We start from the raw sequence: 26,886 nt of genomic DNA on the forward strand, positions 1-26,886 counted from the left end.
TGCGGCTCAAGCATCGGGTGCCGCGCGTGCTGCAACCGGCCAGGCCGCAAGTCATCCTGACCGGTTCCACGTCAGCGCTTCGGCAGAGCGGGCGGCCGGACGTCGCGTTCGGCGCGTCGAGGTTCGCGCGCAGCGGCGCCGCCTGTCAGGCACGCCGCGTCGCCCTGCGGCGCGTCCGGTCATTTCTTTTCCGGCAGGAACCAGTTCATCACGAGCGCGCAGATGCCGCCCGTCGCCACCCCCGATTCCAGCACGTTCTTCAGCGCGTGCGGCAGGCTGTTGAGGATGTCCGGCACCTGCGACACGCCGAGGCCGAGCGCCAGCGACACCGCGATGATCAGCAGCGCGCGACGATCGAGCTGGACACCCGCGAGGATGTTGATGCCCGAGGCGGCCACCGCGCCGAACATCACCATCGCCGCGCCGCCGAGCACGGGCTCCGGCACGGCCTGCAGCACGCCGGCGACGACCGGGAACAGGCCGAGCACCACAAGCATCCCCGCGATCCAGATGCCGACGTGGCGGCTCGCGACGCCGGTGATCTGGATCACGCCGTTGTTCTGCGCGAACACCGAGCTCGGGAACGTGTTGAACACGCCGGCCAGCAGCGAGTTCGCGCCGTTGACGAGCACGCCGCCCTTGATGCGCTGCATCCACACCGGGCCTTCGACCGGCTCGTTCGAGATCTTGCTGGTGGCCGTGACGTCGCCGATCGCCTCGAGCGACGTGACGAGATAGATGATCAGCATCGGCACGAACAGCGACCACGAGAAGCCGATGCCGAAGTGCAGCGGCGTCGGCACCTGGAACAGCGCGGCCTGGTGCATGCCCGTGAAGTCGAGGCGGCCGAGGAACGCGGCCGCGAGGTAGCCGATCACGAGCGCGATGACGAGCGCGGTACTGCGTACCCAGACGACCGGCACGCGGTTCAGCAGGATGATCGTGCCGAGCACGAGCCCCGACAGCGTCAGGTTCTCCGCGCTCGCGAACGTGCCCTTGGCCATCGCGCCGTAGCCGCCGCCCATGCTGATGAGGCCGACCTTGATCAGCGTGAGGCCGATCAGCAGCACGACGATGCCGGTGACGAGCGGCGTGATCAGGCGCTTCACGAACGGCAGGATGCGCGACACGCCCATCTCGACGAACGAACCGGCGATCACGACGCCGAAGATCGCGGCCATCACGGTCTCGACCGGCGTGCCTTGCTTGACCATCAGGCTGCCGCCCGCGATCAGCGGGCCGACGAAGTTGAAGCTGGTGCCCTGGACGATCAGCAGGCCGGCGCCCAGCGGGCCGAAGCGCTTGCACTGGACGAAGGTGGCGATGCCGGAAATCACCAGCGACATCGACACGATCAGGGTCGTATCGCGGCTGGGCACGCCGAGCGCCTGGCAGATCAGCAGGCCGGGCGTGACGATCGGCACGATGATCGCCAGCAGGTGCTGTAGCGCGGCGACGAACGCGACCATCGGCGCCGGCCGGTCGTTCGGGCCGTAAACGAGGTCGCGGGCCGCATCGGCGGCGTCGGCGCCGTGGGCGACGGGTTGGGCGGAGGAGGCGGGTTGCATGGCGAGCGGGCCGGACAAGGTGGAAAGTGCGGCATTTTAGCCGAAGGCCCCGCCCGCGCCGCCGGCGCGCGCTGCGCTGGTGGGGATTCGGCGGAGCGAGGAAAGGGGCTGGATCGGCGCCGGGCGGTCAGCGGGTTGGCCGCGCGTCAGCCGGCCTTGCGGGTGCCGGCGCCGCGCGCCGTCGCGCGCGGCGCCCGGGAATCCGGATACGCACGCTGGCAGACCGCAATGACCGCGTCGCGCAGACGGCGCTGCACCGGGTCGCCGTGCATGCGCGGATGCCACAGCGCGGACACGAGGATGGCCGGCAGGCGAACCGGGATCTCGAAGCTGCGCAGCCCGAGGGCATCCGTGAGCCCCGGCGAGAAGGCGTTGCCGAGACACGAGCGCGGCACGAGCGCGATCAGGTCGGTGCTGGCCGCGACGCGCATCGCGTCGGGGTAGCCGGGCACCACGACGTGCACGGGCGGGCCCGAGCCGGTTCGATCGGCCGAATCGCCGGCCGGCCCGCTGAAATCGCCGAGCTGGGCCGAGATGACGTGACGGCAGGCCGCGTAGCGCGCCGGCGTGATCCGCGCCGACGCGAACAGCGGGTGCCCGGCGCGCGCCACCGCGACGTGCCAGTCGTGAAAGAGCATGCGCGTGTGCAGCTCGGGCGCATCGTCGCCGCGCTTGCCGATTTCGAGGTCGACCGTGCCGTCGCGCAGCGCCTGCGGATCGCGGTCGGGTTTCGATACGAAGCGGATACGCACGTGCGGGGCGATTTCGCCGAGTGCGGCGACCACCGGGCCGGACAGCATTTCCATGAACGACGCGGCCGCTCGAATGGTGAACGTCGCCGCGAGCGTCGCCATGTCGACGTCGGCGGTGGCCGGCCGCAGCACCGCGCGTGCGTCGCTCGCGAGCGCATGCACGCGATCGCGCAGCGCGGCCGCGTGCGGCGTCGGCACGAGCCTGCGCCCCGCGCGGACGAGCAACGGGTCGCCGGTGGCGAGCCGCAGCCGCGTGAGCGTGCGGCTCATCGCGGACGTGCTCAGGCCAAGGCGGCGTGCGGCGCCGGTCACGCTGCTTTCCGACAGCAGCGCGTCGAGGGCGGTGACGAGGTTCAGGTCGATTTCTTCCATCCGGACAGGATACGCTCGTTGCGCGGCTGACATGGCGTTGGATGCAACGATGGATTGCATCCGGTGCGTCTGGCGCCTGCTGTAATGCCTGCCTATAGTGGGCGCATGACGCAATCCGGCAAAGGCGGACCCCATGCAATCGACCGAATCGAATCGAAACATCCCCGCGATCCTGCTCGTCGCGGCCTCACGCGGCCTCGGGCTGGCGATGGCGGAAGCATTCCTGGACAAGGGCTGGAACGTGACGGGCACCGTGCGCGCGGGATCGGGACGCACGAAGCTGCACGATCTCGCGGGCCGGTACGACGGCCGGCTCGACATCGAGACGCTCGACATCTGCGAGCCCGCGCAACTGGCCGCGCTGCGCGAGCGCCTGTCGGGCAGGCGCTTCGACATGCTGTTCGTGAATGCCGGGACGACCAACGACCCGGGTGAAACGATCGGTGAAGTGACGACCGACGAATTCGTGCGCGTGATGATCACGAATGCGCTGGCGCCGATGCGTACGATCGAGACATTTCAGGATCTCGTGACCGATGACGGCCTGATCGGTGCGATGTCGTCGGGGCAGGGCAGCGTCGCGAACAACGTCAACGGGATGCGTGAGGTGTATCGCGGCAGCAAGGCGGCACTGAACCAGTTCATGCGCAGCTTCGCGGCGCGCCAGGCCGACACGCGGCGTGCGCTGGCGCTGATGGCGCCCGGATGGGTGCGCACCGAGCTCGGCGGGCCCGAGGCGCGCCTGACCGTCGACGAGAGCGTGCCGAGCCTCGTCGACGTGCTGCTGGCGAAGCGGGCGCGGCCGGGGCTCGAATACCTCGACTATCTGGGGCGCACGGTGCCGTGGTAGCCGCCGTGGCGTCGGCGGGCGGAAAGGGCGGCCGGTTGCGATCCGGCTTGCGTTGAAAGCGTCGCGGATCCCGACGGTCCCTTCACCGCCCGGCTGCGCTACTGCGAAGGCACGGCCGATTGAATACAATGCGACGACGAGCCAGTGATACGGTGTCGCGTCTTCGCGTTCGATGCATTGCACGCGTTCCGTCGCGACAGGTTTTCGCAAACACGGAGCGCAGCATGAACGAACCCTACCTGCAGGTCATCGCGCACTTCTTCGCGTCTCCCGGCAATGGCGGCCGCGTGGTCGAACTGCTCGCGGAACTCGCGCCGGCGACGCGCGCCGAGCCGAAGAATCTCGACTACGAATATTTCCGGTCGCCCGAGAATCCCGACCACATCGTGATCCTCGAGCGCTACCGCGAGGCGGACGGCCTCGACGTACATCGGGAAACGCCGCATTTTCAGCGAATCGGAGTCGGTGCGATCTTTCCGTTGCTCGATCGCCGCGAAGTGTCGCGCTTCATGGTGCAGCCGGACACCGGCACGGCGACGCTACCGGGAGGCACCCGATGAATCCGTTTCAATTCCGTACCGTTCCGACGCAGATCGTCGAATTCGGCGCCGCGCGCCGGCTCGGCGCGCTGTTGCGCGAACGCTTTCCGGCGCTCGCGCGGCTGTGCGTCGTCACCGATGCGTTCCTGCATCGCAGCGGCGTGCTCGCGCCCGCGCTGGAGAGCCTCGCCGCGCACGGCTGGCTGGTGACCGTGATCGACGACGTGATCGCCGATCCGCCCGAGCACGTGGTGCTCGAAGCGACCGAGCGCGCCATCGAGGCGGATGCCGAGATCGTGCTCGGCCTGGGCGGCGGGTCGTCGATGGACGTCGCGAAGCTGATCGCGGTGCTCGCGCCGCGGCGGCAGGCGCTGGCCGACATGTACGGCGTCGACAAGGTCACGAGCGCGCGGCTGCCGCTCGTGCAGATGCCGACGACGGCCGGCACCGGCTCCGAGGTCACGGCCGTGTCGATCGTGACGGTCGGCGAGGCGCGCAAGATGGGTGTCGTATCGCCGCACCTGTTCGCGGACGTCGCGATCCTCGACGCGGAACTCACGCTCGGCCTGCCGCGTGCGGCCACCGCCGCGACCGGCATCGACGCGATGGTGCATGCGATCGAGGCGTATACGTCCGCGCGGCTGAAGAATCCGGTGTCCGACATGCTGGCGACGCACGCGCTCACGCTGCTGTCGCGCAACCTGCTCGCGGCATGCGACGACGGCCGCAACCGGCACGCGCGCGAGGCGATGCTGGTCGGTGCGATGTTCGCGGGGCAGGCATTCGCGAACGCGCCGGTCGCGGCCGTGCATGCGCTGGCCTATCCGATCGGCGGCATTTTCCACGTGCCGCACGGGCTGTCGAATGCGCTGGTGTTGCCGCATGTGCTGCGCTTCAATGCGCCAGCCGCCGCGCCGCTGTACGCGGAACTCGCGGCGATCGTCGCGCCGTCGGCGACCGGCAGCGACGAAGCGCGCACGCATGCGCTGATCGCCGAGATCGATCGGCTGATCGTCGCGACGGGCATTCCGCGCACGCTGCGCGAAGTCGGCATCGGCGAGCGCGACCTGCCGCGCATGGCGTCGGATGCGATGCTGCAGACGCGCCTGCTCGTGAACAATCCGCGCGAGGTGACGGAGACCGACGCGCTGGAGATCTACCGGCAGGCGTGGTGACGCAGCGTGCGGTCGCCCGGCAGGTTCAGGCGCGCGACGCGTCGGCGCCGGCCGCCACCACGTACGCCGACGCCTGCTTCGTGCCGTCCGGCCGCGTCTGCAGGTACACGCCCTGGATCTCCGGCTCGAAGCCCGGCAGCGCGTTGATCCCGGCTTCGAGCGCCCGGAAGTAGTCGAGTGCCGGGCCGCCCCAGGCTTCGCCGGGCACCACGCAGAAGATGCCGGGCGGATAGGGCAGCGCGCCTTCGGTCGCGATCCGGCCTTCGATGCGCTCGAGCGTGACGAGTTCGACGTTGTTGCGGATCAGCTCGGCGTTCGCGGCCTGCGGTTGCATCACCTGCTTCGGAAACTGCGCGCGCCGGAACATCTGCTTCTGCAGGTGCTTCATGTCGTGGCTGCGGTAGAAGTCGTGCATGCGCTGGCACAGCTGCCGCAGGCGCATGGTGCCGTACAGCTCCGGATAGGCTTCGCACAGCGACGGAATCGCTTCGCGCAGCGGCGTGTCCTGGTCGAGATGGCGTTCGAACTGCGCGAGGTGCGCGACCAGATGCTGCAGCTTGCCGAAACTTTCCGACGGCGTGAGCAGGAACAGGATCGTGTACAGGTCGGCTTTCTCGGGCACGACGCCGTGCTCGCGCAGGTAGCGCGCGAGGATCGGCGCCGGTGCACCGAACGGCGCGTACTCGTGCGTGTCGCGATCGATGCCGGGCGTCGTCAGCAGCAGCTTGCATGGATCGACGAAGTACTGGTCGTCCGCATAACCTTCGAAGCCGTGCCACGTGTCGGACGGGTGGAAGCGGAAGAAGCGCAGGTCGTCGACGATCTGCTCGGTCGGGTAGTCGGCCCACGGGCGGCCGTCGATCTGTTGCGGAACGAACGGACGGATCTGGCGGCAGGTCTTCATCAGCAGCTTGCGCGTATCGACACCGTGTGCGACGCAGTCGCGCCACAGACGCTTGCCGGCCGGGCCCGCGTGCATCTGCGCGTTGACGTCGAGCGCCGCGAACATCGGGTAGAACGGGCTCGTCGACGCGTGGATCATGTACGCGTTGTTGAAGCGGCGGTGATCGCAGAAGCGCTTCTGGCCTTCGATGTGGCTGTCCTTCTTGTGGATTTGCGACGTTTGCGAGAAGCCGGCCTGCTGCTTGTGCACCGACTGCGTGACGAAGATGCCGGGATCGTCGGGGCCGAGCGTCAGCATCAGCGGCGAGCAGTCCTGCATCATCGGGATGAACTGCTCGTAGCCGACCCACGCCGAATCGAACAGGATGTAGTCGCACAGATGGCCGATCCGGTCGACGATCTCGCGGGCGTTGTAGATCGTGCCGTCGTAGGTGCCGAGCTGGATCACCGCCAGCCGGAACGGGCGCGGCAGGTCCACGCGCTCGGGCGCGACGTCGCGGATCGCGTCGCGAATGCGCGCTTCGTCGAGCGCCGCGCTGTCGACGCCGCCGATGAGGCCCCACGCGTTGCGCGCGGTTTCGAGGTACACCGGCCGCGCGCCGGACAGCACCAGCGCGCCGAGGTGCACCGACTTGTGATTGTTGCGGTCGAACAGCACGAGATCGTCCGGCGCGAGCAACGCGCTCGTGACGACCTTGTTCGACGTCGACGTGCCGTTCAGCACGAACCAGGTCTTGTCCGCGTTGTAGATCCGCGCGGCATTGCGCTGCGCTTCCAGCGCCGGGCCTTCGTGGATCAGCAGGTCGCCGAGCCGGACGTCCGCGTTGCAGAGGTCCGAGCGAAAGATCGTTTCGCCGAAGAAGTCGAAGAACATCCGGCCGAGCGGATGACTGGAGAAGAACTGGCCGCCCTGGTGGCCCGGGCAGTCGAACTCCACGTAGCCGCGCTGCACGTATTCGCGCATGACCTTGAAGAACGGCGGCAGCAGGTTCTCGCTGTAGATGTCGGCGGCGGCGGAAATCTGCCGGCCGTAGTAGTGGCGGCCGCCGTGCCGGAGCTGGATCACGCCGCTCGCGCGCGGCAGCACCGCCGGCGGCACTTCCTGGTCGGGCTCGACCACGACGAAGAACGGAATCGCGAAACCGGTTCTTTCGACGGTATTCAGCACCTTTTGTGCCGAATCAATTCTGACGATGACTGCCGCGATATTCGTGAAATCGGTCTGGAATACGTCGACCTGTTCGTGCGTGGTGAGGAAGGCGCCAATCAGCGCCGGCTCGACTGCGATTTTCAACAGGCTCACGCAAACTCTCCCGTAAATGTGCGGAAGCGGGAGCCGTATTCGCACCGGCACGTCGCTCTGATCCGACATGCGCCGCAGCCGATTGAAACGCTCCCGCGAATGCCGAAGGCCGAATGCGCGCTGCGCGATGGAGCCTTGCGCGGCGCGGCACGGCCGCGATCGGGCCGTGCCCGGTGCAGCCGATCGTAGCAACAAAAGCGTGCGAATTCAATCGACCGGAATCGACAATGTCATTCAAGGATGAGAAGGATCAAATAATCGGGAATTGCCGTGCTGCATTGCACATAAAAATGATTCAATTATGAAATCCGTTTTGAAAGGCGCCGATGGTTTTACCGAATCGTCAGCTTTTCACCGAAAGGCATCTATGGCATAGTCGGCTCCGAATTGGATGGCGAATCAAACCGGAATTGCGAGCGTCTCACGCCGCGGACCGTGGCCTGCTGTTCGCGTGCTCGTGAGATGAACAACACAACAATCGAAGCATCGGAACCGCGAGGGCAACATCATGAATACTTCTGCCGGTGGCATTCGTCGGCTCGGCATGCGCGCGCTGCTGGTCGACGACGAGATCACGCAGGAAACGGCGACCGGGCGAGCGGTTCGTACGCTGAGCGCGGAGCTCGCGCAACGCGACATCGACGTGCTCACGGCGACCTCCGCCGACGATGCGATCATGCTGATCCGTTCCGATCCGTCGATCCAGTGCGTGCTGCTCGACTGGGATCTCGGCGCGGACGGCCACGGGCCGTCCGAGGCCGTGGTCGACGCGGTCCGGCAGCGCAACGGCAACGTGCCGATCTTCCTGCTGGCCGACCGCAGCGTGGCGTCGTCGGTGCCGTCCGCGGTGATGGGGCAGGTCGACGATTTCGTGTGGCTGCTCGAGGATACGGCCGACTTCATCGGCGGCCGCATCCACGCGGCGATCGAACGCTATCGCGCGAACGTGCTGCCGCCGATGTTCGGCGCGCTCGCGAAGTTCTCGCGGGTCTATGAGTATTCGTGGCATACGCCCGGCCATACGGGCGGCACGGGCTTCCTGAAATCGCCGGTCGGCCGCGCGTTCTTCGAATACTTCGGCGAATCGCTGTTCCGCTCGGACCTGTCGATCTCGGTCGGCGAACTCGGCTCGCTGCTCGATCACTCGGGCCCGATCGGCGAAAGCGAACGCTACGCGGCGCGCGTGTTCGGCGCGCATCGCACGTATCACGTGACGAACGGCTCGTCGACGTCGAACCGCATCATCCTGATGGCGAGCGTGAGCCGCGACCAGATCGCGCTGTGCGACCGCAACTGTCACAAGTCGGCGGAGCACGCGATGACGATGTCGGGCGCGATCCCGACCTACCTCGTGCCGACACGCAACCGCTACGGGATCATCGGGCCGATCGCATCCGAGCGTCTCACGCAGACGGCGATCCGCGAGGCGATCGCGTCGAACCCGCTCACGGCCGGGCTGGCCGATCGCCAGCCGAAGCACGCGATCATCACGAACTCGACGTACGATGGGCTCTGCTACAACGTCACGCGCGTGGAAGAACTGCTCGGCGCGAGCGTCGACCGGTTGCACTTCGACGAAGCCTGGTACGGTTACGCGCGTTTCAACCCGATCTACCGCGACCGCCATGCGATGCACGGCGACCCGCGCGACCATCATGCCGACCGGCCCACGGTGTTCGCGACGCAGTCGACGCACAAGCTGCTGACTGCGTTGTCGCAGGCGTCGTACATCCACGTGCGCGACGGCCGCAGCCCGATCCCGCATGGCCAGTTCAACGAAACGTTCATGATGCACGCGTCGACGTCGCCGAACTACGCGATCATCGCGTCGAACGACGTCGCGGCGGCGATGATGGACGGCCCCGGCGGCGCGGCGCTGACGCACGAATCGATCGAGGAAGCCGTCGCGTTCCGGCAGATGATCGCGCGGATGAACAACGAATTCGGCGCGAAGGGCGACTGGTTCTTCGAATGCTGGCAGCCCGACACGGTACTCGAGGCGCGCACGGGCCGTACGCTGCCGTTCCACGACGCGCCGGCCGAGCTGCTCGCGAGCGACCCGTCATGCTGGGTGCTGCGCCCCGGTGCGCAATGGCACGGCTTCGGCAACATCGAGGACGGCTACTGCATGCTCGATCCGATCAAGGTGTCGATCGTTACGCCGGGCGTCGCACCGGCCGGCGGCCTGATGCCGGTCGGCATCCCGGCGAGCGTCGTGACCGCGTATCTCGACGCGCGCGGGATCGTCGTCGAGAAGACGACCGACTTCACGATCCTGTTCCTGTTCTCGATCGGCATCACGAAGGGCAAGTGGGGCTCGCTCGTCAGCGCGCTGTGCGATTTCAAGCGCGACTACGACGCGAACCTGCCGCTCGACATGGCGATTCCGTCGCTCGCGAAGGAGCATGGCGCGCGCTACGCGGGCATGGGGCTGAAGGACCTGGCCGACACGATGTTCGCGGCGATGGAACAGCTCGGCACGACCCGGCTGATGTCGGAAGCGTTCTCGATCCTGCCGAAGCCGGAGATGAGCCCGGTGCGCGCGTACGAGCATCTCGTGCAGGGCCGCGTCGAGCAGGTCACGCTCGACGAACTGGCCGGGCGCACCGTCGCCACCGGCGTTGTGCCGTATCCGCCGGGCATTCCGCTCTTGATGCCGGGCGAGAACGCGGGGCCGGCAGGCGGCCCGGTGCTCGGCTACCTGAAGGCGCTCGAGGCGTACGACCGGCGTTTCCCGGGTTTTGCGCACGACACGCATGGCGTGGAAGTCGAGGACGGCACGTACCGCGTGTACTGCCTGACCGCGTGAGCGCCCGAACGAATGAGCGACCGGCCGCGCGGCGGCCCCACATCGAAGGATCGACATCATGGAAAACGCAGCGCGCATGACCGACGCGGCCCCGGCGGCCGTGCAGAAGAACCGGATGAACGTCTGGCAGCTGACCATTCTCACGGCGGTCAACATGATGGGCTCCGGCATCATCCTGCTGCCGTCGAAGCTCGCGCAGGTCGGCACGATCTCGCTGCTGTCGTGGATCGTCACGGCCGGCGGCTCGCTCGCGCTGGCCTATGCGTTCGCGCGCTGCGGGATGCTGAGCCGCAAGCCGGGCGGGATGGGCGGCTACGCGGAGTACGCGTTCGGCAAGGCCGGCAACTACATGGCGAACTACACGTACGGGCTGTCGCTCGTGATCGCCAACGTCGCGATCGGCGTCACGGCGGTCGGCTACGGCACCGTGCTGTTCGATGCGACGCTGTCGCCGCTGCAGACGGGCCTGTGGACGATCTTCCTGCTCGTGCTCACGACGGTCGCGAACTTCGGCGGCTCGCGCATCACCGGCCGGATCGGCTCGGTGACCGTGTGGGGCGTGATCATTCCGGTCGTCGTCGTGTCGCTGATCGGCTGGTTCTGGTTCAGCGGCGCGACCTGGGGCGCGGCATGGAACCCGGGCAACCTGCCGTTCGGGCCGGCCGTCGGCAGCTCGATCGCGGTGACGCTGTGGGCGTTCCTCGGGCTCGAATCGGCGTGCGCGAACTCGGACGCCGTCGAGAATCCGGAGCGCAACGTGCCGATCGCCGTGCTCGGCGGCACGATCGCGTCGGCGATCTTCTACATCGTGTCGACCAACGTGATCGCGGGCATCGTGCCCAACGCGATCCTCGCGAAGTCGAACGCGCCGTTCGGCATCGCCTTCGCGACGATGTTCACGCCGACCGTCGGCACGATCGTCACCGCGCTGATGGTGATCGCGTGCATCGGCTCGCTGCTCGGCTGGCAGTTCACGGTCGCGCAGGTGTTCAAGAGCTCGGCGGACGTCGGCTACTTCCTGCCGGTGTTCGCGAAGGCGACGCGCACGGGCACGCCGATCGTCGGCATGGTGATCCTGCTCGTCGCGCAGGTCGTGCTGGCGCTGATGACGATCAGCCCGGAACTGAGCAGCCAGTTCCAGAAGATCGTCGATCTCGCGGTCGTGACGAACCTCGTGCCCTACGTGATGTCGATGGCCGCGCTGATCACCATCCAGAAGGTCGCGAAGGTGCCGCCCGGCAAGGCGCTGGTGACGAACGTGATCGCGATGGTCGCCACCGCGTACAGCTTCTATGCGCTGTTCAGCTCGGGCGAGCAGGCGCTGATGCTCGGCGGCCTGTGCGTGTTCCTGGGCTGGACGCTGTTCGGTTTCGTCAGCGCGCGCTTCTACCAGATGGAGGTCGACGCGCACGTGAAGGAGCCGGGGAAGTCGCTGCAGGCGTGAGCGCGGCCGCCGGCGGCCGGTGACGGCTACCGGTGGTGCTGCGTGAGCCGCGGCGGGAGTGCCTGCTTCAGCAGGTCGACGACCGCGCGCACGCGCGGCGGCAGCGGCCGCTGCGCGTGCACGAGCACGTTGAGCGCGAAGTCGGGGACCCCGTATCGCGGCAGGAGCCGGACCAGCCGGCCGTGCGCGAGCGCGTCGGCGCACGCCGGCTGCTGGACCACGCCGATGCCGCCGCCCGCCGCGATCGTGTCGAACATCGGGCGCCAGTGGCTCGTGGTCATGACCGTCCGGATCCGCGCGTATTCGACCGCGCCGCCGTCATGCTGCAGCGGCACCTGTTCGCTCGCGAACACGCCTTTCACGCGGATGAACGGGTGGTGCGCGAGATCGGCCTTCGTTTCGATCGGGCCGTGCCGGTCCAGATACGACGGCGCGGCGACGAGCACGCGGCCGACCGCGCCGAGCGCGTACGCGACGTACCCGCCGTCGCCCAGCTGGCCGACCCGGATCGAAATATCGACGCCCTCGGTGACCGGATCGACGATCTCGTCGTTCAGCACCAGGTCGATATGCAGCTTCGGATAGGCGGTGCGAATCTGCATCAGCACACCCGGCATCACGACCTCGCCGAAGCATTGCGGCGCCGCGAGCCGGATCGTGCCGTCGAGCGCGTTTTCCGTCTTCGATACCGATGCGACCGCCATTTCGGCCGCTTCGAGCAGCGCCTTGCTGCGTTCGTAGAAGAGGCGGCCTTCCTCCGTGCAGGCGAGGGTGCGTGCACTGCGCATCAGCAGCCGCGTGCCGAGATGCTTTTCGAGTTTTTCGATGCGTTCGCTGACGGCCGGCTGGCCCATGTCGAGATCCCGCGCCGCGCCGGACATCGTGCCGCGCTCCACGACCCTGACGTAGATGCGCATCGTCGCCAACAAATCCATGAAGTCGCGCCTTTTGTCTTCCGGTTCGATTCCTGCCGATCGACGGATGGTACCAAAGCAGCGGCGGTGCGGCGGTGTGCGTGGCGCCGATAGTGACTATCGGCAAGAGGGCGGCCGGTGCCGAGGCCGCGTGCGTTCGGCGGCGTCGTGAGCGAAAATCGGCTTCCTTGCGCGCGACCGACAGGAGAGCACGACATGACGCAACCGACCGAAGCGATACGCACGCACTGCGTCGCATGGCAGATCGAGCGGACGTGGCAGGCGTGCGAATGGTGCCGGCTCGCCGAATCGCACTCGGGCATCGACCTGTCGGGTTCGGTGTCGGGCGCGATCGACGGCACGCCGTTTCGCGTCGACTACGCGATCGCATGCGGCGCCGACTGGCTCACGCGCTCGGCCCGCGTGACACGCTGGGCCGGCACGACGCGGCAGCAGTGGGACATCGCCTGCGATGCCGGCCAATGGACGATCGACGGCGTCGAGGCGCCGGCGCTTGCCGGTGCGACCGATATCGACCTCGGTTTCAGCCCGTCGACCAATACGCTGCCGATCCGGCGGCTCGCGCTCGCCGTCGGCGAAGCGGCCGTGATCCGCACGGCGTGGTTGCGCTTTCCGGATGTCGACCTGGTGCGCGGCGAGCAGCGCTACACGCGCACGGCACCGCGGCGCTATCGCTACGAGAGCGGCACGTATGCGGCCGATATCGCGGTCGACGACGCGGGACTCGTCACCGACTACGACGAATGGCGGCGCATCGGCGCCACGGCCGCGCCGTAACGCGTCAGCGTGCGCTGGCGACCGACAGCTTGCCCGGAATCAGCTTCAGCGTGCTGAACGTGTCGGCGATGTTCTGCTGATACGCGACCGTCGCATCGGTGATGGGCTGCACGCCGTAGCCGGCGCGCTTGAGCGCGATTTCGAGCGTCGGCGCGTCGAGGCCGACGAGCGGTGACAGTTGCGTGGCGACCTCGGGCACGTGATCGCGGGCCCAGCGGTCGACCGCGTCGACTTCGTCGAGCAGCGTGCGCAGCACCTGCGGGTGGGCGGCCGCATACTTGCGCGCGGCGAGGTAGTACTGCGTGTTGCGCACGAGCCCGTCGCCGTTCGCGACCACGCGCGCGCCGAGCTGCCGCTCGGCGGCGGCGAAGTACGGATCCCAGATCACCCACGCATCGACACTGCGCTGCACGAACGCGGCACGTGCGTCGGCGGGCGTCAGGTAGATCGGCTGGATGTCCGCATACGTGAGGCCCGCGCGTTCGAGCGCCTTCACGAGCAGGTAGTGGACGTTCGAGCCCTTGTTGAACGCGACTTTCTTGCCGCGCAGTTGCGCGACGGTGCGAATCGGCGAATCGGGCAGCACGATGATCGCCTCGCCCTGCGGCGCGGGCGGCTCGTTGCCGATATAGACGAAATCGACGCCGCCCGCCTGCGCGAAGATCGGCGGCGTTTCGCCGACCGTGCCGACGTCGATCGCACCGGCGTTCAGTCCTTCGAGCAGTTGCGGGCCGGCCGGGAACTCGAGCCATTGCACGGCGACGCCCTGGCTCGCCAGACGCTTCTCGAGCGTGCCGCGTGCCTTGAGCACGACGAAGTTGCCGTACTTCTGGAAGCCGATGCGCAGCCGCGTGCCGGTGTCGTCGGCGAGCGCGGGCCGGGCCGCGAGCGGGCCGAGCGCGAGCCCGGCCAGACCGGCGGTCGCGCCGTGCAGCCAGCGGCGGCGGCGCGGGTTCGCCGGGGTCGTTTCAATGTCTGCGAGCGGGGTGTCGTTCATCGGGTCATCCTGCGTGCGGGTTCACGGGCCGCGCGCGAGGACGGCGCGGCCGGCGCACGGCAGGGCCGGATGCGGGCGATGCACGCAACGGGCCCGGCCCGCGCCGGATTCAGGACGATACGGCGGCACCGGCCGGTGGCCAACCAACGAATGCGTATATGCAAATCAGCGGCGCGGCGGTGCTCAATCGGTGCCGGCGGCGCTTTCCTCGATCGCGTCGACCCGGTCCGGATAGAACGCGAGGTGCCCGCGAATCGCCTCGACGGCCGGGTACGGCTGCTCGTAGGTCCAGACCGCGTTGATCGAGCGTTCGCCGCCCGTCGGAATCGAGTAGTACGCGCAGTCGCCCTTGTACGGGCAATAGGTCGCATGGTCGGTGCGTTGCAGCAGCGACAGGTCGGCGTCCTCGCGCGGCAGATAGAGCACGGCCGGGTAGCTGGCCTCGCGCAGTACCAGCGCGCGGCGCGTATCGGCGACGACCTTGCCGGCCACCTTGACCACCACGCGCCGCGCATGGGGTTCGACCGTGATCGGATGATCGGGGCCCGGCGATTTCACGGGGCGGGCGGGCGTATCGGGGCTGATCGACATCGTGGGTCCTCCATGACGCGGCGGTGCGGCGGCGCCGGGCGGATCCCGGCGCGCCGGTGCCGGCGTTAACCAGCCGATACGATGCGCTCATTCCGGAAAGTCTGCAGGGGGCCGGAAGGCGGCGGCGCGAAAGGCCGCCGGATCGCGCGCCGGCGCTCGCGTGGACGTTTTCATGCACGGGCAGCGGGATGCGTCGGCAACGATAAGCAACGCCGAATTAATTGGTAAGCGATCGGCGGGAGGCGCGCGAAGATCGGCGGTCGTCATTCGCATGACAGCCATCCTTTCTTTCCGTCACCATGAAGAACGCTTACGTTTCGTCAGCCACGCGTCGTGCGCGTGGCGTCCCGCATGCCGTTGCCGCGCTTCGCTGCATCGCCGCGTCGCTGTTGCTCGCCGGCGCCGCGACACCGGCGCTGGCCGCGCCGACCGGCAAGACGCTCGTGTACTGCACCGAAGGCAGCCCGGCCGGCTTCGATCCGGGCCAGCACACGACGAGCACCGATTTCGACGCGAGCACGTACACGATCTACAACGGGCTCGTGCAGTTCAAGCGCGGCACGCTCGATATCGAACCGTCGCTCGCGACGAGCTGGGACGTCTCGCCCGACCAGCGCACGATCACGTTCCATTTGCGGCGCGGCGTGAAATTCCAGACGACCGCATGGTTCAAGCCGACGCGGCCGTTCCAGGCCGACGATGTCGTATTCACGTTCCGCCGCATGCTCGATCCGGACGATCCGTTCCGCAAGGCCTACCCGGTCAGCTTCCCGTATTTCAGCGATCTCGGGTTCGACCACAACGTCGAGCGCATCGACAAGATCGACGACTATACGGTGCGCTTCGCGCTGAAGACGCCCGATGTCGTGTTCGTGCGCAACCTCGCGATGGCGTTCGCGTCGGTGCTGTCGGCCGAATATGCGTCGCAGCTTGCCGCGCGCCATCGCGAATCCGACATCAACCAGTTCCCGGTCGGCACCGGGCCGTTCCTGCTGCGCACGTACCAGAAGGATGCGCTGATCCGCTACGACGCGAATCCCGATTACTGGAAGCCGGACGACGTGAAGCTCGCGCGCCTCGTGTTCGCGATCACGCCCGATCCGGCCGCGCGCCTGCAGAAGCTGGTGGCCGGCGAGTGCCAGGTATCGGCATTCCCGCGTCCGGCCGATCTCGAGACGGTGCGGCGCGACCCGAAGCTGACGCTGTTCTCGGGCGTGGGGTTCAACGTCGGCTTTGTCGCGTACAACACGCAGCATCCGCCGCTCGATCGCGTCGACGTGCGGCGCGCGCTCGACATCGCGATCGACAAGACGGCGATCGTGAAGACCGTGTTCAACGGCGATGCGACGATCGCGACGAACCCGATGCCGCCCGCGCAATGGTCGTACAACCCGCGCCTGAAGGACGCGCCGCGCGATCCGGCCGCCGCGAAGGCGCTGCTCGCGCAGGCCGGCTTCCCGAACGGTTTCGACCTGACGCTGTGGGCGATGCCGGTGCAGCGCCCGTACAACCCGAATGCGCAGCTGATGGCGCAGCTGATCCAGCAGGACTGGGCGAAGATCGGCGTGCGCGCGAAGATCGTCAGCTACGAGTGGGGCGAATACAACCGCCGCGCGAAGCACGACGGCCAGCACGACGCGATCCTGTACGGCTGGTCGGGCGACAACGGCGACCCGGACAACTGGCTCGGCACGCTGCTCGGCTGCGACGCGGTGCACGGCAGCAACCTCGCGAAGTGGTGCAATCTGGATTTCGAAAAGCTCGTGAGCGCGGCACGCTCGAATGCGGATGTCGCGAAACGCACGTCGCTGTACGAGCAGGCGCAGGTCGTGTTCAAGGATCAGGTGCCGTTCACGCCGATCGCGACGTCGATCGTGTCGTTGCCGATCTCGCGGCGCGTCCACGGGTTGACGTTCTCGCCGCTCGGCGGGCACCGGTTCGACGGCGTGTGGCTCGATTGATCGGGAAGCGGCCGGCGCGCGCGTGCGCGCCGGTGCCGGAAGCGGACGGTCGAATCCGTCGGGTCAGTTGAGTGCGACGGCCGCGGCCGTTTCGACCGGCGAGCCTTCGAGCGCGACCGACGGCCGGCCGTCGGGGCCGACCGGCACGTCGCCGGTCAGCGTCGTGCGGTAGAGTTGCCGGTCGAAGTCGAGATCGAAGATGTCGACAGGCGCCAGATGCGCGGTCGCGCGGTTGTCCCAGAACGCGATGCTGCGCGGTTCCCACTTGAAGCGGATCGTGAATTCCGGCCGCGTCACGTGTTCCCACAGCAGTTCGAGCAGCGCCTGGCTCTCGCGCGGCGTCAGCCCGACGATCGATTTCAGGAAGCTCGGGCTGACGTACAGCGCGCGCTCGCCGGTCTCCGGATGCACGCGCACGAGCGGATGCTCGGTCACGAGCGGGCGGCGTTCGACGGCCTCGTCGAACGCGCCGGTGGCGCGCGCACCGGCCGGCGGCGTGAAGCGGTGAATGCCGCGCAAGCCGTCGACGAAGCCGCGCAACGGCGCGGACAGCGTCTCGTACGCGCGGACCAGGTTCGTCCAGTGCGTGTCGCCGCCGTACGGCGGGATCGTCACGCCACGCAGGATCGACGCCCACGGCGGATTCACGGCGGCCGTCACGTCGGTGTGCCAGCCCGTCCACGGCCGGCGCACCGGTTCGCCTTCGAAACGGGTCGCCTTGCGATGTTTCGCGATCGAATAGACGGCAGGGTGGCCGTCGACATGCCCGAATACCGGGTGGCCGACCGTTGGGTCGCCGAACTGCGCGGAGAACGCGACGTGTTGCTCGTGCGTGAGGAATTGTTCGCGAAAGAAGATGACGCGCCATTTCAGCAGCGCGGCGCGGATCGCGGCGATCTGCGGCGTGGTCAACGGCTGGGTGAGGTCGACGCCGCGGATTTCCGCGCCGATATGGGCGGACAGCGGAATCACGTCGACCGGCTGGGCGGCGGGTTCGAGTAGGGCGCTCATGCGACGCTCCTGACGGAAGTGAACGGGGCGGAGGGCCGACATCGTTGCGCGTGCAAGTGTCGGTGCGGTGACGGGACGCTCATGATCGGATCTTCGGTGGGAAACGGTGCGGCGGCGCGCGGCGCAGGCCGCCGCCGCGGGAGACGGGCGTTACTGCAGCGTGGCGCCCGGCCCTTTCAGCACGACGCTCTGGCGGCCGTCGATGCCGACCGGCACGTCGCCGTGAACGGTCGCGCGGCGCACGACGCGGCGCGCATCGCCGTAGTCGTTGATCGCGTAGTGCTGCGTCGCACGGTTGTCCCAGATCGCGACGTCGCCTTCCTGCCAGTTCCAGCGCACGGTGTTCTCGAGACGCGTCACGTGCTCGTGGAATACCTGCAGCAGGTGCGCGGAATCCTGCGACGACAGCCCCTTGAGCCGCTGGACGAAGTGGCCGAGCACGAGCGTGCGCTCGCCGGTTTCCGGATGCACGCGCACGACCGGGTGCTCGGTTTCATAGACGGTCGACGTGAACACTTCGCGGTAGCGCTTCAGTTGCGTGTCGTCGGCATGGACATGCGTCGACGCGTAGTCGTATGCGTTGGTGTGCAGCGCCCACAGCGTGTCGGCGAGCGCGCGCAGCGGGTCGGGGAGATGCGCGTACGCGGCGGCCGTATTGGCCCAGACGGTATCGCCGCCGAACGGCGGAATCACGACCGCGCGCAGGATCGAGATCTTCGGGTACGCATCGACGAATGTCACGTCGGTGTGCCACGAATTCGCGCGTGCGCCGTGTGCCGAATCGAGTTCGAGCAGATGGGCGCTGCCGTCGACGGACGGCACGGTCGGGTGCGCGACGGTGTCGCCGAAACGGCGCGCGAACGCTTCCTGCGCCGTGTCGTCGAGATGGTGCTGGCCGCGGAAGAACAGCACCTTGTGGCGCAGCAGCGCGGCCTGGACCGCATCGAACGTCGCGTCGTCGAGCGTGGCCGACAGCCGGACGCCGGAGATTTCGGCGCCGATCCGGCCGGCGACCTGGCGAAGCTGAAGCGGAACGGCGGCCGTGCGCGGCGCGGCGTGCGAAACAGGCGAAGACGGTTGTGCGGCGTGCTGGACTTCGGACATCGTGAGTCTCCTGGAGTCGGGTCGGTCGAGTCTCCATTCAAGCAGGGACTGCGCGGAACCGGAACCGATGAATCGTCACAACCTTAGTGTTCCTGCTGTGATGAACGATATGCGCTGCCAAGCGATCCGTTCGGGTCACGCGGTTACCATGCGAGCCGCCATTCGCCGATCCGGTGCGGGCGCGGCGTGTCGACGGGCTTGCCGCCCGTGCCGTCGCGGTGCGGCGGTTCGTGTTCGTCGAAATCGGCGAGCACGGTATCGCGCAACCGCGCGAATTCCGGCGAATCGCGCCGGCGCGGCCGCGGCAGCGCGACATCGACGATGCGTTCGATGCGGCCCGGGCGCGGCGCCATCGTGACGACGCGGTCGCCGAGATAGACGGCTTCGTCGACGTCGTGCGTGACGAGCATCATCGTGATGCGCTCCTGTTCCCAGATGCGCAGCAGTTCGTTCTGCATCCGCGCACGCGTCTGCGCGTCGAGCGCGCCGAACGGCTCGTCGAGCAGCAGCACGCGCGGGCGGTTCACGAGGCCGCGCGCGATCGCGACGCGTTGCGCCATCCCGCCCGACAACTGGTTCGGGAAGGCGCGCTCGAAGCCGTTCAGCCCGACGAGCGCGACGTGTTCCGCGACCGCGCGCCGCTTCGCGGCCGCGTCGAGCGGTGCGTTGCGCAGCGCGGCGGCAATGTTCTGCTCGACGGTCAGCCACGGGAACAGCCGGTGGTCCTGGAACACGATCCCGCGCTGCAGCGACGTGTCGCGCACGTATTCGTCGCCGGCGCGGATCTCGCCGGCATAGTCGGTGTCGAGCCCGGCAACCAGCCGCAGCAGGGTCGACTTGCCGCAGCCGCTCGCGCCGACGATCGTGACGAACTCGCCGGCGCGTACGTGCAGCGAGACGTCGTCGAGCACGGCGAGCGTCGTGCCGCGTTGTGTGTAGTGCTTGCTCACATGGAGGATGTCGAGCGAATCGGAGGCGAGCGTCGTCATGGCGGGGCGATGAAAGGGGTGACGGACAGGGGACGGAATATCAGCGCGGCAGGTCGCCGCGGCGGGCCAGCACCTTGCGTTCGATCGCCCGCGCGATCGCGTTCAGCGCCCAGCCGGTGATCCCGACGACGATGATCCCGAACAGCACGAGATCCATGCGGAACTGCTCGCTGCCGTCGATCAGCGTGTTGCCGATGCCGGCGCCCGCGACCAGCAGGTATTCGGCGCCGAGCGTCGCGAGCCACGAATAGATCAGGCCGAGATACAGGCCGGTGAAGATCGACGGCAGCGCGGCCGGCAGGATCACGTGGCGAATGAGCTGGAGCCGCGAGTAGCGCAGCGCACGGGCGACGTCGACATACGCGCGCGGCACCGCGTGAATGCCGTCGCACGTGTGCGCGGCGACGGGCAGCAGCGCGGCGAGCGACAGGAACACGACCTTGGCGACGTCGCCCAGGCCGAACCAGACGGAAATCAGCGGAATCCACGCGAACAGCGAGATCTGCTTGAACGTGTCGAAGCTCGGGCCGATCATTCGTGCGGTGACGCGCGACAGCCCGAGCGCGGCGCCGAGCAGCAGGCCGCCCGCCGCGCCGATCGCGAAGCCGCACGCTTCGCGCGCGAGCGATGCGGACAATGCGCGGCCGAGCGCGCCGCTCGTGGCCTGCGCCCATGCGGTGCGCAGCACGTCGGACGGCCTAACGAGCAGCCCGCTTTTCACGAGATGCGCGGAAGCGATCGCCCACCAGAGCGCGATCGCCACGAGCGGCAGCACGAAGCCGCGCCAGTCGGGCGCGTGCAGGCGGCGCACGGGCGTCGGCGTATCGTCCGGCGCGAATGCCGGGGGAGCGGGGTGCGGCACGGGTGACTCTCCTTCGATTGGGCGGGCGGGCTCAACCGCGAAACGCGGACGGCACGCCGCGGCGCAGGCGCGCCTCGAGCGCGTCGAGCAGCCGGTTGATCAGCAGGCCGACCGCGCCGACCACGACCACGGCCGCCATCACGAGATCGAGCTGGAACAGTTGGCGCCCGTACACGATCAGGTAGCCGAGCCCTTCCGACGAGGCGACGAGCTCGACGACGACGAGCGCGAGCCACGACTTCGTGAACGCGAGCCGCACGCCGGTCGCGAGCGTCGGGATCGCGGCCGGCAGCACGACATGGACGATGCGTTGGCGGCGCGTGTAGCCGAACACGCGTGCGACTTCGTCGAGCGCGGGCGGTGTCTGGCGGAAACCCTGCAACGTGCTCAGCGTGACGGGGACGAGTGCCGCATGCGCGATCAGCAGGTATTTGAGCGGCTCGCCGACGCCGACGAGCAGCAGCAGGAACGGCAACCAACCGAGCACCGGAATCTGCACGAGCGCGTTGAAGCTCGGCAATACGTAAGCTTCCAGCGTACGGGACAGCCCGAGCGCGACGCCGATCGACAAACCGAGCAGCGTGCCGGCCGCGAAGCCGACCAGCACGCGTTGCAGGCTGATCAGCGTGTGGCGCGCGAGATCGCCGCTCGTCACGAGGTCGGAGAGCGATTCGTACACGCGTTCGGGCGGCGGCAGGATTTGCGGCGCGATCCAGCCGCGCGCGCTGCCGACGGTCCACAGCACGAACAACAGTGCGGGCAGCACCCACGGGGCGAGCTGCCACGCGAGCCGCTTCACGAATGCCGCGCGGTGCGGCGGCGCGGCGAGCGCTTGAGGCTCGGATCTCAGGGCGGGAAACGCGGTGTCGCTCATCGGCGCAGGTCCGGGTCAGGAAAGCGGTTTGCCGGCGGCGTCGTAACGTGGCCAGTAGTTTTCGAGCTTCAGCGTGCGCAGCGCGTTGTCGAGATACTTCGGCTCGAACCAGCCGTCGACGTCGACCGGCTGCCGGATCAGCTTCAGGTTCAGCGCATCCTGCGCGACGGCCTTGTAGCGTGCGACGACGAACGGATCGATCAGCGGGGACAGCCGGTCCTTCAGGCGCTGGTTCGCAAAGTCGGCCTGCCACGACGTGTACGGCACGCCGCTTTTCGTCCACAGCTTGAACAGCGCATCGCGGTTCGCCTCGTCGGACGACCATTGCGCGCCTTTCACATACGCGGTGACGACGCGCTGCACGATGTCCGGGTGCGCGCGCTCGAAATCGTCGAGCACGAGCAGGTGGGTCTGCCGCGTCAACTGCGGGCCGTCGTTCTGCGATTCGTAGATGATCTTCGCGAGCCCCGCGTCGCGCAGCTTGTACAGCTGATAGTCGCCGACCGCCGCATCGATGCCTTTCGACGCGAGCGCGGCGAGCGAGCTGGCGGAGTCGAGGTTGATCACGCGCAGGTCGCGTTCGCCGAGGCCGTTCTTCGCGAGCGCGTTGTCGGCGACGAGCTGCAGGTTGGTGCCGCGGAAGATCGACACGCGGCGCTCTTTGAGGTCCTTGATCGAACGGATCGTCGAGTCGGGCGGCACCGCGATCTTGATGCCCGAGCGCACGCTGGCCGCGAGCAGCAGGTGCGTCTTGATCCCGTTCGAGCGGGCGAGCACGGCAGGCAGGTCGCCCTGGTACGCGAAGTCGAGCGCCTTGTTGGCGATCGCCTCGTTGACGGCCGGCCCCGCGCCCTTGAAGAACAGCCACTGCACCTTGATGCCGTCGGCGGCGAATTCCTTTTCGACGAGTTGCTGCAACTGCACGGTGGCGGCGCTCGATCCACCGAAGGTCGGCGGATCGCCGGTGCCTTGCTGGGCGACGCCGATGCGGATGGTCGTGGGCTTGTCGGCATGCGCGGCGGCAGCCGGCAACGTAATGAGGGACGCGATCAGCAGCGATCGCAGCAGGCGCAGTGGGAGCATGAATCGATCGGTCAGGAGTACGTTGGAGAGGCGGCGACACGTGTCGGTCCGTCGAATCATTCTCGATGACGGGACGGGGGCGGACAAGAAACGATTTGAACTATGCTTATCGCGGGACGATGCAGGACGAAACCATGCCGCGCATGGCACGCAGTCGTTGCGTGCTGCGTGCACGACGGCGGGAAGGTCGTCCGACTCGACGGTCGTACGGAGGGGGCACGCAAGTCCGGAAGCCGACACGCGCGCCGTGCACGGCCGGGACATGCCGCGGCCCCGTCGAAAACCGTCAAGCAGACACATTGCGAATCGCGATCGACGCGACGTCGACGCGCCGCGGCAGGATCGCGTCCGCCGCCGCGCGGTCGGCGACGCGCTGCAGCACGTCGATGTCGGCGCCGCTGAGGCTGCGCTGCGCGAGCGCCGCGCGGTGCGCGATGTCGGCGGCTGCGTCGGGCGGCAGGCGCGTGAGCGACGCATAGACGTTCGCATAGTCGGCCGGGTGCGCCAGCGCCCATTGGCCCGCGCGGGCCAGCCGGGCGAGCACGTCCGCGAGCGCCGCGCGTTTCGCGGCGTCGTTCAGCGTCTCGATCGGCGACGTGAGGAACGCGAGCCCCGAATTGATGCCGCTGCCGTCCCGGACGACGCGCGCGCCGCGTCGTACCGCATGCCCGTAGTACGGGTCGAAGGTCGCCCAGATGGGGATCCGTTTCGCCTCGAACGCGGCGAATGCGTCGACGGGCAGCACGAAGCGCACGTCGACGTCGCGCGGCGCAAGGCCGTGTTCGCGCAGTGCGCCATACAACTGGTATTGGGAAATGCTGCCGCGCGCCGACGACACGACGACGGTCTGCCCTTTCAGGTCGGCGACGGCGCGAACCGGCGAATCGGGCTGCACGACGATGCCGAGCGACGCCGGCGAGCCGACGCGCGTCGCGACGATCCGCAGCGACGGATCGCCGAGCGCGGCTGTCAGCACCGGCAGGTCGCCGGCCGGCGCGAGATCGATCGCGCCCGCGCGCTGGGCCTCGAACAGCGGTGCGGCGCCCTGGAAATTGGCCCAGCGGAACCGGTAGGGCGTGCCGTCGAGCACGCGCGCGGCCTCGGCCAGCGCGCGCAGGCCGCCGGCCTGGTCGCCGAGCACGAGCGTGACGCCCGACAGGTCGGCGCCGGTCGCATGGGCCGGCAGTGCGATACCGCCGGAGAGCGGGGCGGCGGCGAGCGCGGCAAGGCGCTGCAGCACGCGGCGGCGCGCTGCGGTGGAAGAGGGATTCATCGGCGGCATGTCCTGGGTGATCCGCGCTCGTGCGGCGCGGCTGCCGGGCAGGTTACGGAATCGGTTTCCGGCCGACAAACATCGAATCGTGCAATGCATATTCGCGCGGCGACTGCCGGGCCGGCCTCGACGCGTGCGGGCGCCGTTCTCGGGCGGCGTTCGACCCGGCCGGCACGACCGTGCGCAGGAACGCGCGCACGGCCGGCGCCTTTTCGAAGCGCCGGTGCGCGAGCGCCAGCTCCGACACGATCGGCTTGCCGGCGATCGGCCGGTACACGACGCCCGGCAGCGACACGCAGCCGGCGAGCGCATCGGGAATCACCGCGACCCAGCCGTTCACGGACACACAGGCGAGCACGGCGAGCAAGCCGCCCGGCCGCGCGGCGATCAGCGGTGCGAAACGGCCGCGGCGCGCGACGTCGAGCGTGCCGCGCTCCTGTTCCGGCACCGCGAAGCGCGCGCCGGCGAGGTCGGCCGCCCGCACGGTCGACGCTTCCGCGTAGCGCGAATCGGCCGGCACGGCCGCGACGAACACGTCGCGCTGCAGCGTGACGATCCGCAGGCCGCCGGGCAGCGGCAGCGGCGGGCGCACGTACGCGAGGTCGAGCCGGCCCGTGTCGAGCTGGTTCGCGACGTCGTCCATCGGCACTTCGCGCAGGTTCAGCTCGATGCGCGGGTGCGCGGCGCGGAACGCGCCGACCGTGCGCTGCAGCGTGCCCGAATAGACGGCGGACGACACGTAGCCGATCTCGATCCGGCCGAGTTCGCCGCGCTCGGCCAGCGCGGCGAGTTCGCGGCCGCGCTGCAGGTGTTCGCATGCGGCGCGTGCTTCGGCGAGATAGGCCTCGCCGGCGGCGCTCAGCGTGACCGCGCGGCGCGACCGGTGAAAGAGCCGCACGCCGAGCACGCGTTCGGCTTCCTGGATCTGCCGCGTGAGCGCGGGCGGCGCCATGTCGAGCGCTTCGGCCGCGCGGGCGAAATGCAGGTGCTGCGCGACGCTCAGGAACGCGCGCACGTGACGGAATTCGAGCCGGTCCATGATTGCAATTTTCGTCAACAAAACAGCATGTGAGTGTCAATGACAGGCAATACCGGGCAAGCCTAGCATACGGCTTGTCCATCCTGCTCCGGAGTTGCCGATGTCCCAGTCCTCACCCGCGTCGCGCGCGGCCGCGGCTGCCGCCCCGCATGCGGGCGCCCGCCTGCCGGCCGCCGCGACGCTCGCGGTCGCGTCGGCGACCTGTTCGCTGATCGTGCTCGACACGAACGTCGTCGCCGTATCGCTGCCGAGCATCGCGCGCAGCTTTCATGCGAGCTTCGCCGACATCGAATGGGTCGTGAGTGCGTACATGACCGCGTTCGCCGCGTGCCTGCTGCCGGCCGGCGGGCTCGCCGACCGCTTCGGGCGCAAGCGGATGCTCTTCGCGGGGCTCGCGCTCTTTTGTCTCGCGTCGCTCGGCTGCGGCGTCGCGCCGTCGGCCGGCTGGCTGATCGGCGCGCGCGCGGCGAAGGGCGGCGGCGCCGCGCTGCTGCTGACGGCCGCGCTCGCGGTGATCGCGAACCGTTTTCCGGACGGGCGCGAACGGGCGCGTGCGTGGGCGATCTGGGGCATGTGCATGGGGATCGCGACGGCGATCGCGCCGCTCGTCGGCGGCGCGATCACGCAATGGATCGGGTGGCGCTGGGTGTTCCTGCTGAACCTGCCGGTCTGTGTGCTGCTGGCGGCCGGTGCACGCGTCGCGATCGACGAGTCGAGGGATCCGCACGCGAAACGCGTGGACGCGGCCGGCAGCCTGCTGTTCGGCGCGGCGCTCGCGTGCGCGATCGCGGCGCTGATCGGCGCGCCGGCGCACGGCTGGCTGTCGGCCGCGACGCTCGGCCGGCTCGCGCTTGCCGCGGCGCTGCTGGCGGCGTTCATCGGCGCGGAGCGCTGGCAGGCGCGGCCGATGATCGATCTCGCGCTGTTCCGCCAGCCGCGTTTCGTCGGCGCGGTGCTCGCGATGTTCGGTTATGCGGCGTGCGCGCAGGTGATGATGACGTTCCTGCCGCTGTACCTGCAGAACGCGTTCGGGATGTCGGCGATCGACGCGGGGCTCGGGATGCTGCCGTTCGCGTTCGCGATGATCGCCGGCCCGTCGCTCGGCGCGGCGCTTGCCGCACGCGTGTCGTCGGGCGGCGTGCTGGCGGGCGGGCTCGCGCTGATCGGTGCGGGCAACCTCGTCACCGCGGCGCTGACGGCCGGCGGCGACTACCGGCTCGTCGCACTCGGCATGTTCGTGACGGGCTGCGGCGCCGGCATCATGAACGGCGACACGCAGAAGGCGATCATGGCGTGCGTCCCGGCGGACCGCACGGGCATGGCGTCGGGCATCAGCACGACGACGCGCTTCACGGCGATCGTGACGGCCGTCGGCGTGCTCGGTGCGGTGCTGACAGCGAGCACGCGCGCGCGGCTCGACGCGCTGCTGAGCGCCGCGCCCGGCCTGCGTGCATTCGCCGATGCGCCGTTCATGTCGAGCCTGCTGGCCGGCGACCTGGCGCAGGCACTCGGCCGCGTGCCGCCGTCGGCCGTGGGCATACTCGCCAAGGCGGCGCCCGTCGCGTTCGCGAGCGGGTTCGCCGCTGCGCTCACCGCGAGCGGCGTGCTGGCGCTTGGCGTGGCCGTCGTTGCGTACAAGTTGCTTGCGCAACCGATGCGCGACGGTGCATGACGC

Annotated in this window: 21 protein-coding genes and 1 pseudogene; 8 read left to right on the forward strand and 14 right to left on the reverse strand. The window is 68.8% G+C overall.

Translation table 11 applies throughout. From position 1 onward, the window contains the following. Positions 1-179: 179 nt before the first annotated feature. Both AC1VVG_RS24740 and AC1VVG_RS24745 read right to left on the reverse strand, forming a co-directional pair. Positions 180-1,568, reverse strand: a complete 1,389-nt coding sequence (locus AC1VVG_RS24740) for a nucleobase:cation symporter-2 family protein (protein ID WP_049028406.1) — start codon at positions 1,566-1,568, stop codon at positions 180-182. A 146-nt stretch (positions 1,569-1,714) separates the two neighbouring features. Further along, positions 1,715-2,692: a LysR family transcriptional regulator gene (locus tag AC1VVG_RS24745; protein WP_482837209.1), complete on the reverse strand. Its 978-nt coding sequence runs from the start codon at positions 2,690-2,692 to the stop codon at positions 1,715-1,717. Positions 2,693-2,825: 133 nt separating this feature from the next. Here AC1VVG_RS24745 and AC1VVG_RS24750 point away from each other — a divergent pair, with 133 nt between their 5' ends. From AC1VVG_RS24750 to AC1VVG_RS24760, 3 genes are all read left to right on the forward strand, one after another. Continuing rightward, complete coding sequence (locus AC1VVG_RS24750) at positions 2,826-3,542, forward strand: SDR family oxidoreductase (RefSeq protein WP_482836521.1); 717 nt, start codon at positions 2,826-2,828, stop codon at positions 3,540-3,542. Between the two features lie 224 nt (positions 3,543-3,766). Beyond that, the gene (locus AC1VVG_RS24755) at positions 3,767-4,102 is read left to right on the forward strand and encodes a putative quinol monooxygenase (protein ID WP_482836523.1); all 336 of its coding nucleotides are present in this window, start codon (positions 3,767-3,769) and stop codon (positions 4,100-4,102) included. Further along, positions 4,099-5,256, forward strand: a complete 1,158-nt coding sequence (locus tag AC1VVG_RS24760; protein WP_482836525.1) for an iron-containing alcohol dehydrogenase — start codon at positions 4,099-4,101, stop codon at positions 5,254-5,256. The genes AC1VVG_RS24755 and AC1VVG_RS24760 overlap by 4 nt, the downstream gene beginning before the upstream one ends. A gap of 25 nt (positions 5,257-5,281) precedes the next feature. Here the strand turns inward: AC1VVG_RS24760 and AC1VVG_RS24765 are convergent, their stop codons facing one another. Beyond that, positions 5,282-7,462 carry an ornithine decarboxylase gene (locus tag AC1VVG_RS24765; protein WP_482836527.1) on the reverse strand — a complete coding sequence of 727 codons (2,181 nt, stop codon included), beginning with the start codon at positions 7,460-7,462 and terminating at the stop codon, positions 5,282-5,284. A 508-nt stretch (positions 7,463-7,970) separates the two neighbouring features. On the opposite strand from AC1VVG_RS24765, the gene AC1VVG_RS24770 reads away from it, so the two are divergent. Then, positions 7,971-10,271, forward strand: a complete 2,301-nt coding sequence (locus tag AC1VVG_RS24770; protein WP_301742972.1) for an Orn/Lys/Arg family decarboxylase — start codon at positions 7,971-7,973, stop codon at positions 10,269-10,271. 58 nt (positions 10,272-10,329) lie between these two features. Further along, a complete protein-coding gene (potE, locus tag AC1VVG_RS24775; RefSeq protein ID WP_034185860.1) occupies positions 10,330-11,715 on the forward strand; it encodes a putrescine-ornithine antiporter in 1,386 nt (461 codons plus the stop codon). Positions 11,716-11,741: 26 nt separating this feature from the next. Here potE and AC1VVG_RS24780 read toward each other — a convergent pair whose 3' ends face one another. After that, positions 11,742-12,650 (reverse strand): LysR family transcriptional regulator, encoded by a 909-nt coding sequence (locus tag AC1VVG_RS24780; protein WP_482836529.1) that lies wholly within the window; start codon positions 12,648-12,650, stop codon positions 11,742-11,744. Positions 12,651-12,845: 195 nt separating this feature from the next. On the opposite strand from AC1VVG_RS24780, the gene AC1VVG_RS24785 reads away from it, so the two are divergent. Beyond that, positions 12,846-13,427: a putative glycolipid-binding domain-containing protein gene (locus tag AC1VVG_RS24785; RefSeq protein ID WP_226251819.1), complete on the forward strand. Its 582-nt coding sequence runs from the start codon at positions 12,846-12,848 to the stop codon at positions 13,425-13,427. Positions 13,428-13,431: 4 nt separating this feature from the next. Here AC1VVG_RS24785 and AC1VVG_RS24790 read toward each other — a convergent pair whose 3' ends face one another. After that, on the reverse strand, positions 13,432-14,424 hold the full coding sequence (locus tag AC1VVG_RS24790) for a sulfonate ABC transporter substrate-binding protein (protein ID WP_482836531.1): 993 nt from the start codon (positions 14,422-14,424) through the stop codon (positions 13,432-13,434). Positions 14,425-14,607: 183 nt separating this feature from the next. Beyond that, complete coding sequence (locus AC1VVG_RS24795; RefSeq protein ID WP_482836532.1) at positions 14,608-15,015, reverse strand: DUF427 domain-containing protein; 408 nt, start codon at positions 15,013-15,015, stop codon at positions 14,608-14,610. A gap of 299 nt (positions 15,016-15,314) precedes the next feature. On the opposite strand from AC1VVG_RS24795, the gene AC1VVG_RS24800 reads away from it, so the two are divergent. Beyond that, positions 15,315-16,976, forward strand: a complete 1,662-nt coding sequence (locus AC1VVG_RS24800; RefSeq protein ID WP_482836534.1) for an ABC transporter substrate-binding protein — start codon at positions 15,315-15,317, stop codon at positions 16,974-16,976. 63 nt (positions 16,977-17,039) lie between these two features. Here AC1VVG_RS24800 and AC1VVG_RS24805 read toward each other — a convergent pair whose 3' ends face one another. The 8 genes and pseudogenes from AC1VVG_RS24805 to AC1VVG_RS24840 all read right to left on the reverse strand — a co-directional run. Then, positions 17,040-17,987, reverse strand: coding sequence for a TauD/TfdA dioxygenase family protein (locus tag AC1VVG_RS24805; protein WP_034185866.1), 948 nt, complete (start codon positions 17,985-17,987; stop codon positions 17,040-17,042). Between the two features lie 150 nt (positions 17,988-18,137). Next, positions 18,138-19,091 (reverse strand): TauD/TfdA dioxygenase family protein, encoded by a 954-nt coding sequence (locus AC1VVG_RS24810; RefSeq protein ID WP_034185867.1) that lies wholly within the window; start codon positions 19,089-19,091, stop codon positions 18,138-18,140. Between the two features lie 143 nt (positions 19,092-19,234). Then, a complete protein-coding gene (locus tag AC1VVG_RS24815) occupies positions 19,235-20,080 on the reverse strand; it encodes an ABC transporter ATP-binding protein (protein ID WP_034185868.1) in 846 nt (281 codons plus the stop codon). A gap of 40 nt (positions 20,081-20,120) precedes the next feature. Then, a complete protein-coding gene (locus tag AC1VVG_RS24820) occupies positions 20,121-20,942 on the reverse strand; it encodes an ABC transporter permease (RefSeq protein WP_482836536.1) in 822 nt (273 codons plus the stop codon). 31 nt (positions 20,943-20,973) lie between these two features. Continuing rightward, the gene (locus AC1VVG_RS24825) at positions 20,974-21,816 is read right to left on the reverse strand and encodes an ABC transporter permease (protein ID WP_034185870.1); all 843 of its coding nucleotides are present in this window, start codon (positions 21,814-21,816) and stop codon (positions 20,974-20,976) included. Positions 21,817-21,831: 15 nt separating this feature from the next. Beyond that, positions 21,832-22,899, reverse strand: coding sequence for an ABC transporter substrate-binding protein (locus AC1VVG_RS24830; protein ID WP_069245927.1), 1,068 nt, complete (start codon positions 22,897-22,899; stop codon positions 21,832-21,834). 286 nt (positions 22,900-23,185) lie between these two features. Next, on the reverse strand, positions 23,186-24,172 hold the full coding sequence (locus AC1VVG_RS24835; RefSeq protein WP_034185989.1) for an ABC transporter substrate-binding protein: 987 nt from the start codon (positions 24,170-24,172) through the stop codon (positions 23,186-23,188). Positions 24,173-24,338: 166 nt separating this feature from the next. After that, a pseudogene (locus AC1VVG_RS24840) lies at positions 24,339-25,211 on the reverse strand (LysR substrate-binding domain-containing protein); the annotation flags it as partial. A gap of 100 nt (positions 25,212-25,311) precedes the next feature. On the opposite strand from AC1VVG_RS24840, the gene AC1VVG_RS24845 reads away from it, so the two are divergent. Continuing rightward, positions 25,312-26,883, forward strand: a complete 1,572-nt coding sequence (locus tag AC1VVG_RS24845) for an MFS transporter (RefSeq protein ID WP_482836538.1) — start codon at positions 25,312-25,314, stop codon at positions 26,881-26,883. The last annotated feature ends 3 nt before the right edge of the window (positions 26,884-26,886 follow it).

The sequence above is a fragment of the Burkholderia sp. L-4 genome, assembly GCF_056856535.1.

Bases quoted from the DNA above. Each gene is read 5' to 3' on its own strand.
- AC1VVG_RS24785 (WP_226251819.1), top strand. From the start codon at position 12,846: ATGACGCAACCGACCGAAGCGATACGCACGCACTGCGTCGCATGGCAG.
- AC1VVG_RS24770 (WP_301742972.1), top strand. From the start codon at position 7,971: ATGAATACTTCTGCCGGTGGCATTCGTCGGCTCGGCATGCGCGCGCTG.
- AC1VVG_RS24830 (WP_069245927.1), bottom strand. From the start codon at position 22,899: ATGCTCCCACTGCGCCTGCTGCGATCGCTGCTGATCGCGTCCCTCATT.
- AC1VVG_RS24810 (WP_034185867.1), bottom strand. From the start codon at position 19,091: ATGTCCGAAGTCCAGCACGCCGCACAACCGTCTTCGCCTGTTTCGCAC.
- AC1VVG_RS24815 (WP_034185868.1), bottom strand. From the start codon at position 20,080: ATGACGACGCTCGCCTCCGATTCGCTCGACATCCTCCATGTGAGCAAG.
- AC1VVG_RS24825 (WP_034185870.1), bottom strand. From the start codon at position 21,816: ATGAGCGACACCGCGTTTCCCGCCCTGAGATCCGAGCCTCAAGCGCTC.
- potE (WP_034185860.1), top strand. From the start codon at position 10,330: ATGGAAAACGCAGCGCGCATGACCGACGCGGCCCCGGCGGCCGTGCAG.
- AC1VVG_RS24805 (WP_034185866.1), bottom strand. From the start codon at position 17,987: ATGAGCGCCCTACTCGAACCCGCCGCCCAGCCGGTCGACGTGATTCCG.
- AC1VVG_RS24800 (WP_482836534.1), top strand. From the start codon at position 15,315: ATGAAGAACGCTTACGTTTCGTCAGCCACGCGTCGTGCGCGTGGCGTC.
- AC1VVG_RS24835 (WP_034185989.1), bottom strand. From the start codon at position 24,172: ATGAATCCCTCTTCCACCGCAGCGCGCCGCCGCGTGCTGCAGCGCCTT.
- AC1VVG_RS24790 (WP_482836531.1), bottom strand. From the start codon at position 14,424: ATGAACGACACCCCGCTCGCAGACATTGAAACGACCCCGGCGAACCCG.
- AC1VVG_RS24845 (WP_482836538.1), top strand. From the start codon at position 25,312: ATGTCCCAGTCCTCACCCGCGTCGCGCGCGGCCGCGGCTGCCGCCCCG.
- AC1VVG_RS24740 (WP_049028406.1), bottom strand. From the start codon at position 1,568: ATGCAACCCGCCTCCTCCGCCCAACCCGTCGCCCACGGCGCCGACGCC.
- AC1VVG_RS24755 (WP_482836523.1), top strand. From the start codon at position 3,767: ATGAACGAACCCTACCTGCAGGTCATCGCGCACTTCTTCGCGTCTCCC.
- AC1VVG_RS24750 (WP_482836521.1), top strand. From the start codon at position 2,826: ATGCAATCGACCGAATCGAATCGAAACATCCCCGCGATCCTGCTCGTC.
- AC1VVG_RS24745 (WP_482837209.1), bottom strand. From the start codon at position 2,692: ATGGAAGAAATCGACCTGAACCTCGTCACCGCCCTCGACGCGCTGCTG.
- AC1VVG_RS24780 (WP_482836529.1), bottom strand. From the start codon at position 12,650: ATGGATTTGTTGGCGACGATGCGCATCTACGTCAGGGTCGTGGAGCGC.
- AC1VVG_RS24760 (WP_482836525.1), top strand. From the start codon at position 4,099: ATGAATCCGTTTCAATTCCGTACCGTTCCGACGCAGATCGTCGAATTC.
- AC1VVG_RS24795 (WP_482836532.1), bottom strand. From the start codon at position 15,015: ATGTCGATCAGCCCCGATACGCCCGCCCGCCCCGTGAAATCGCCGGGC.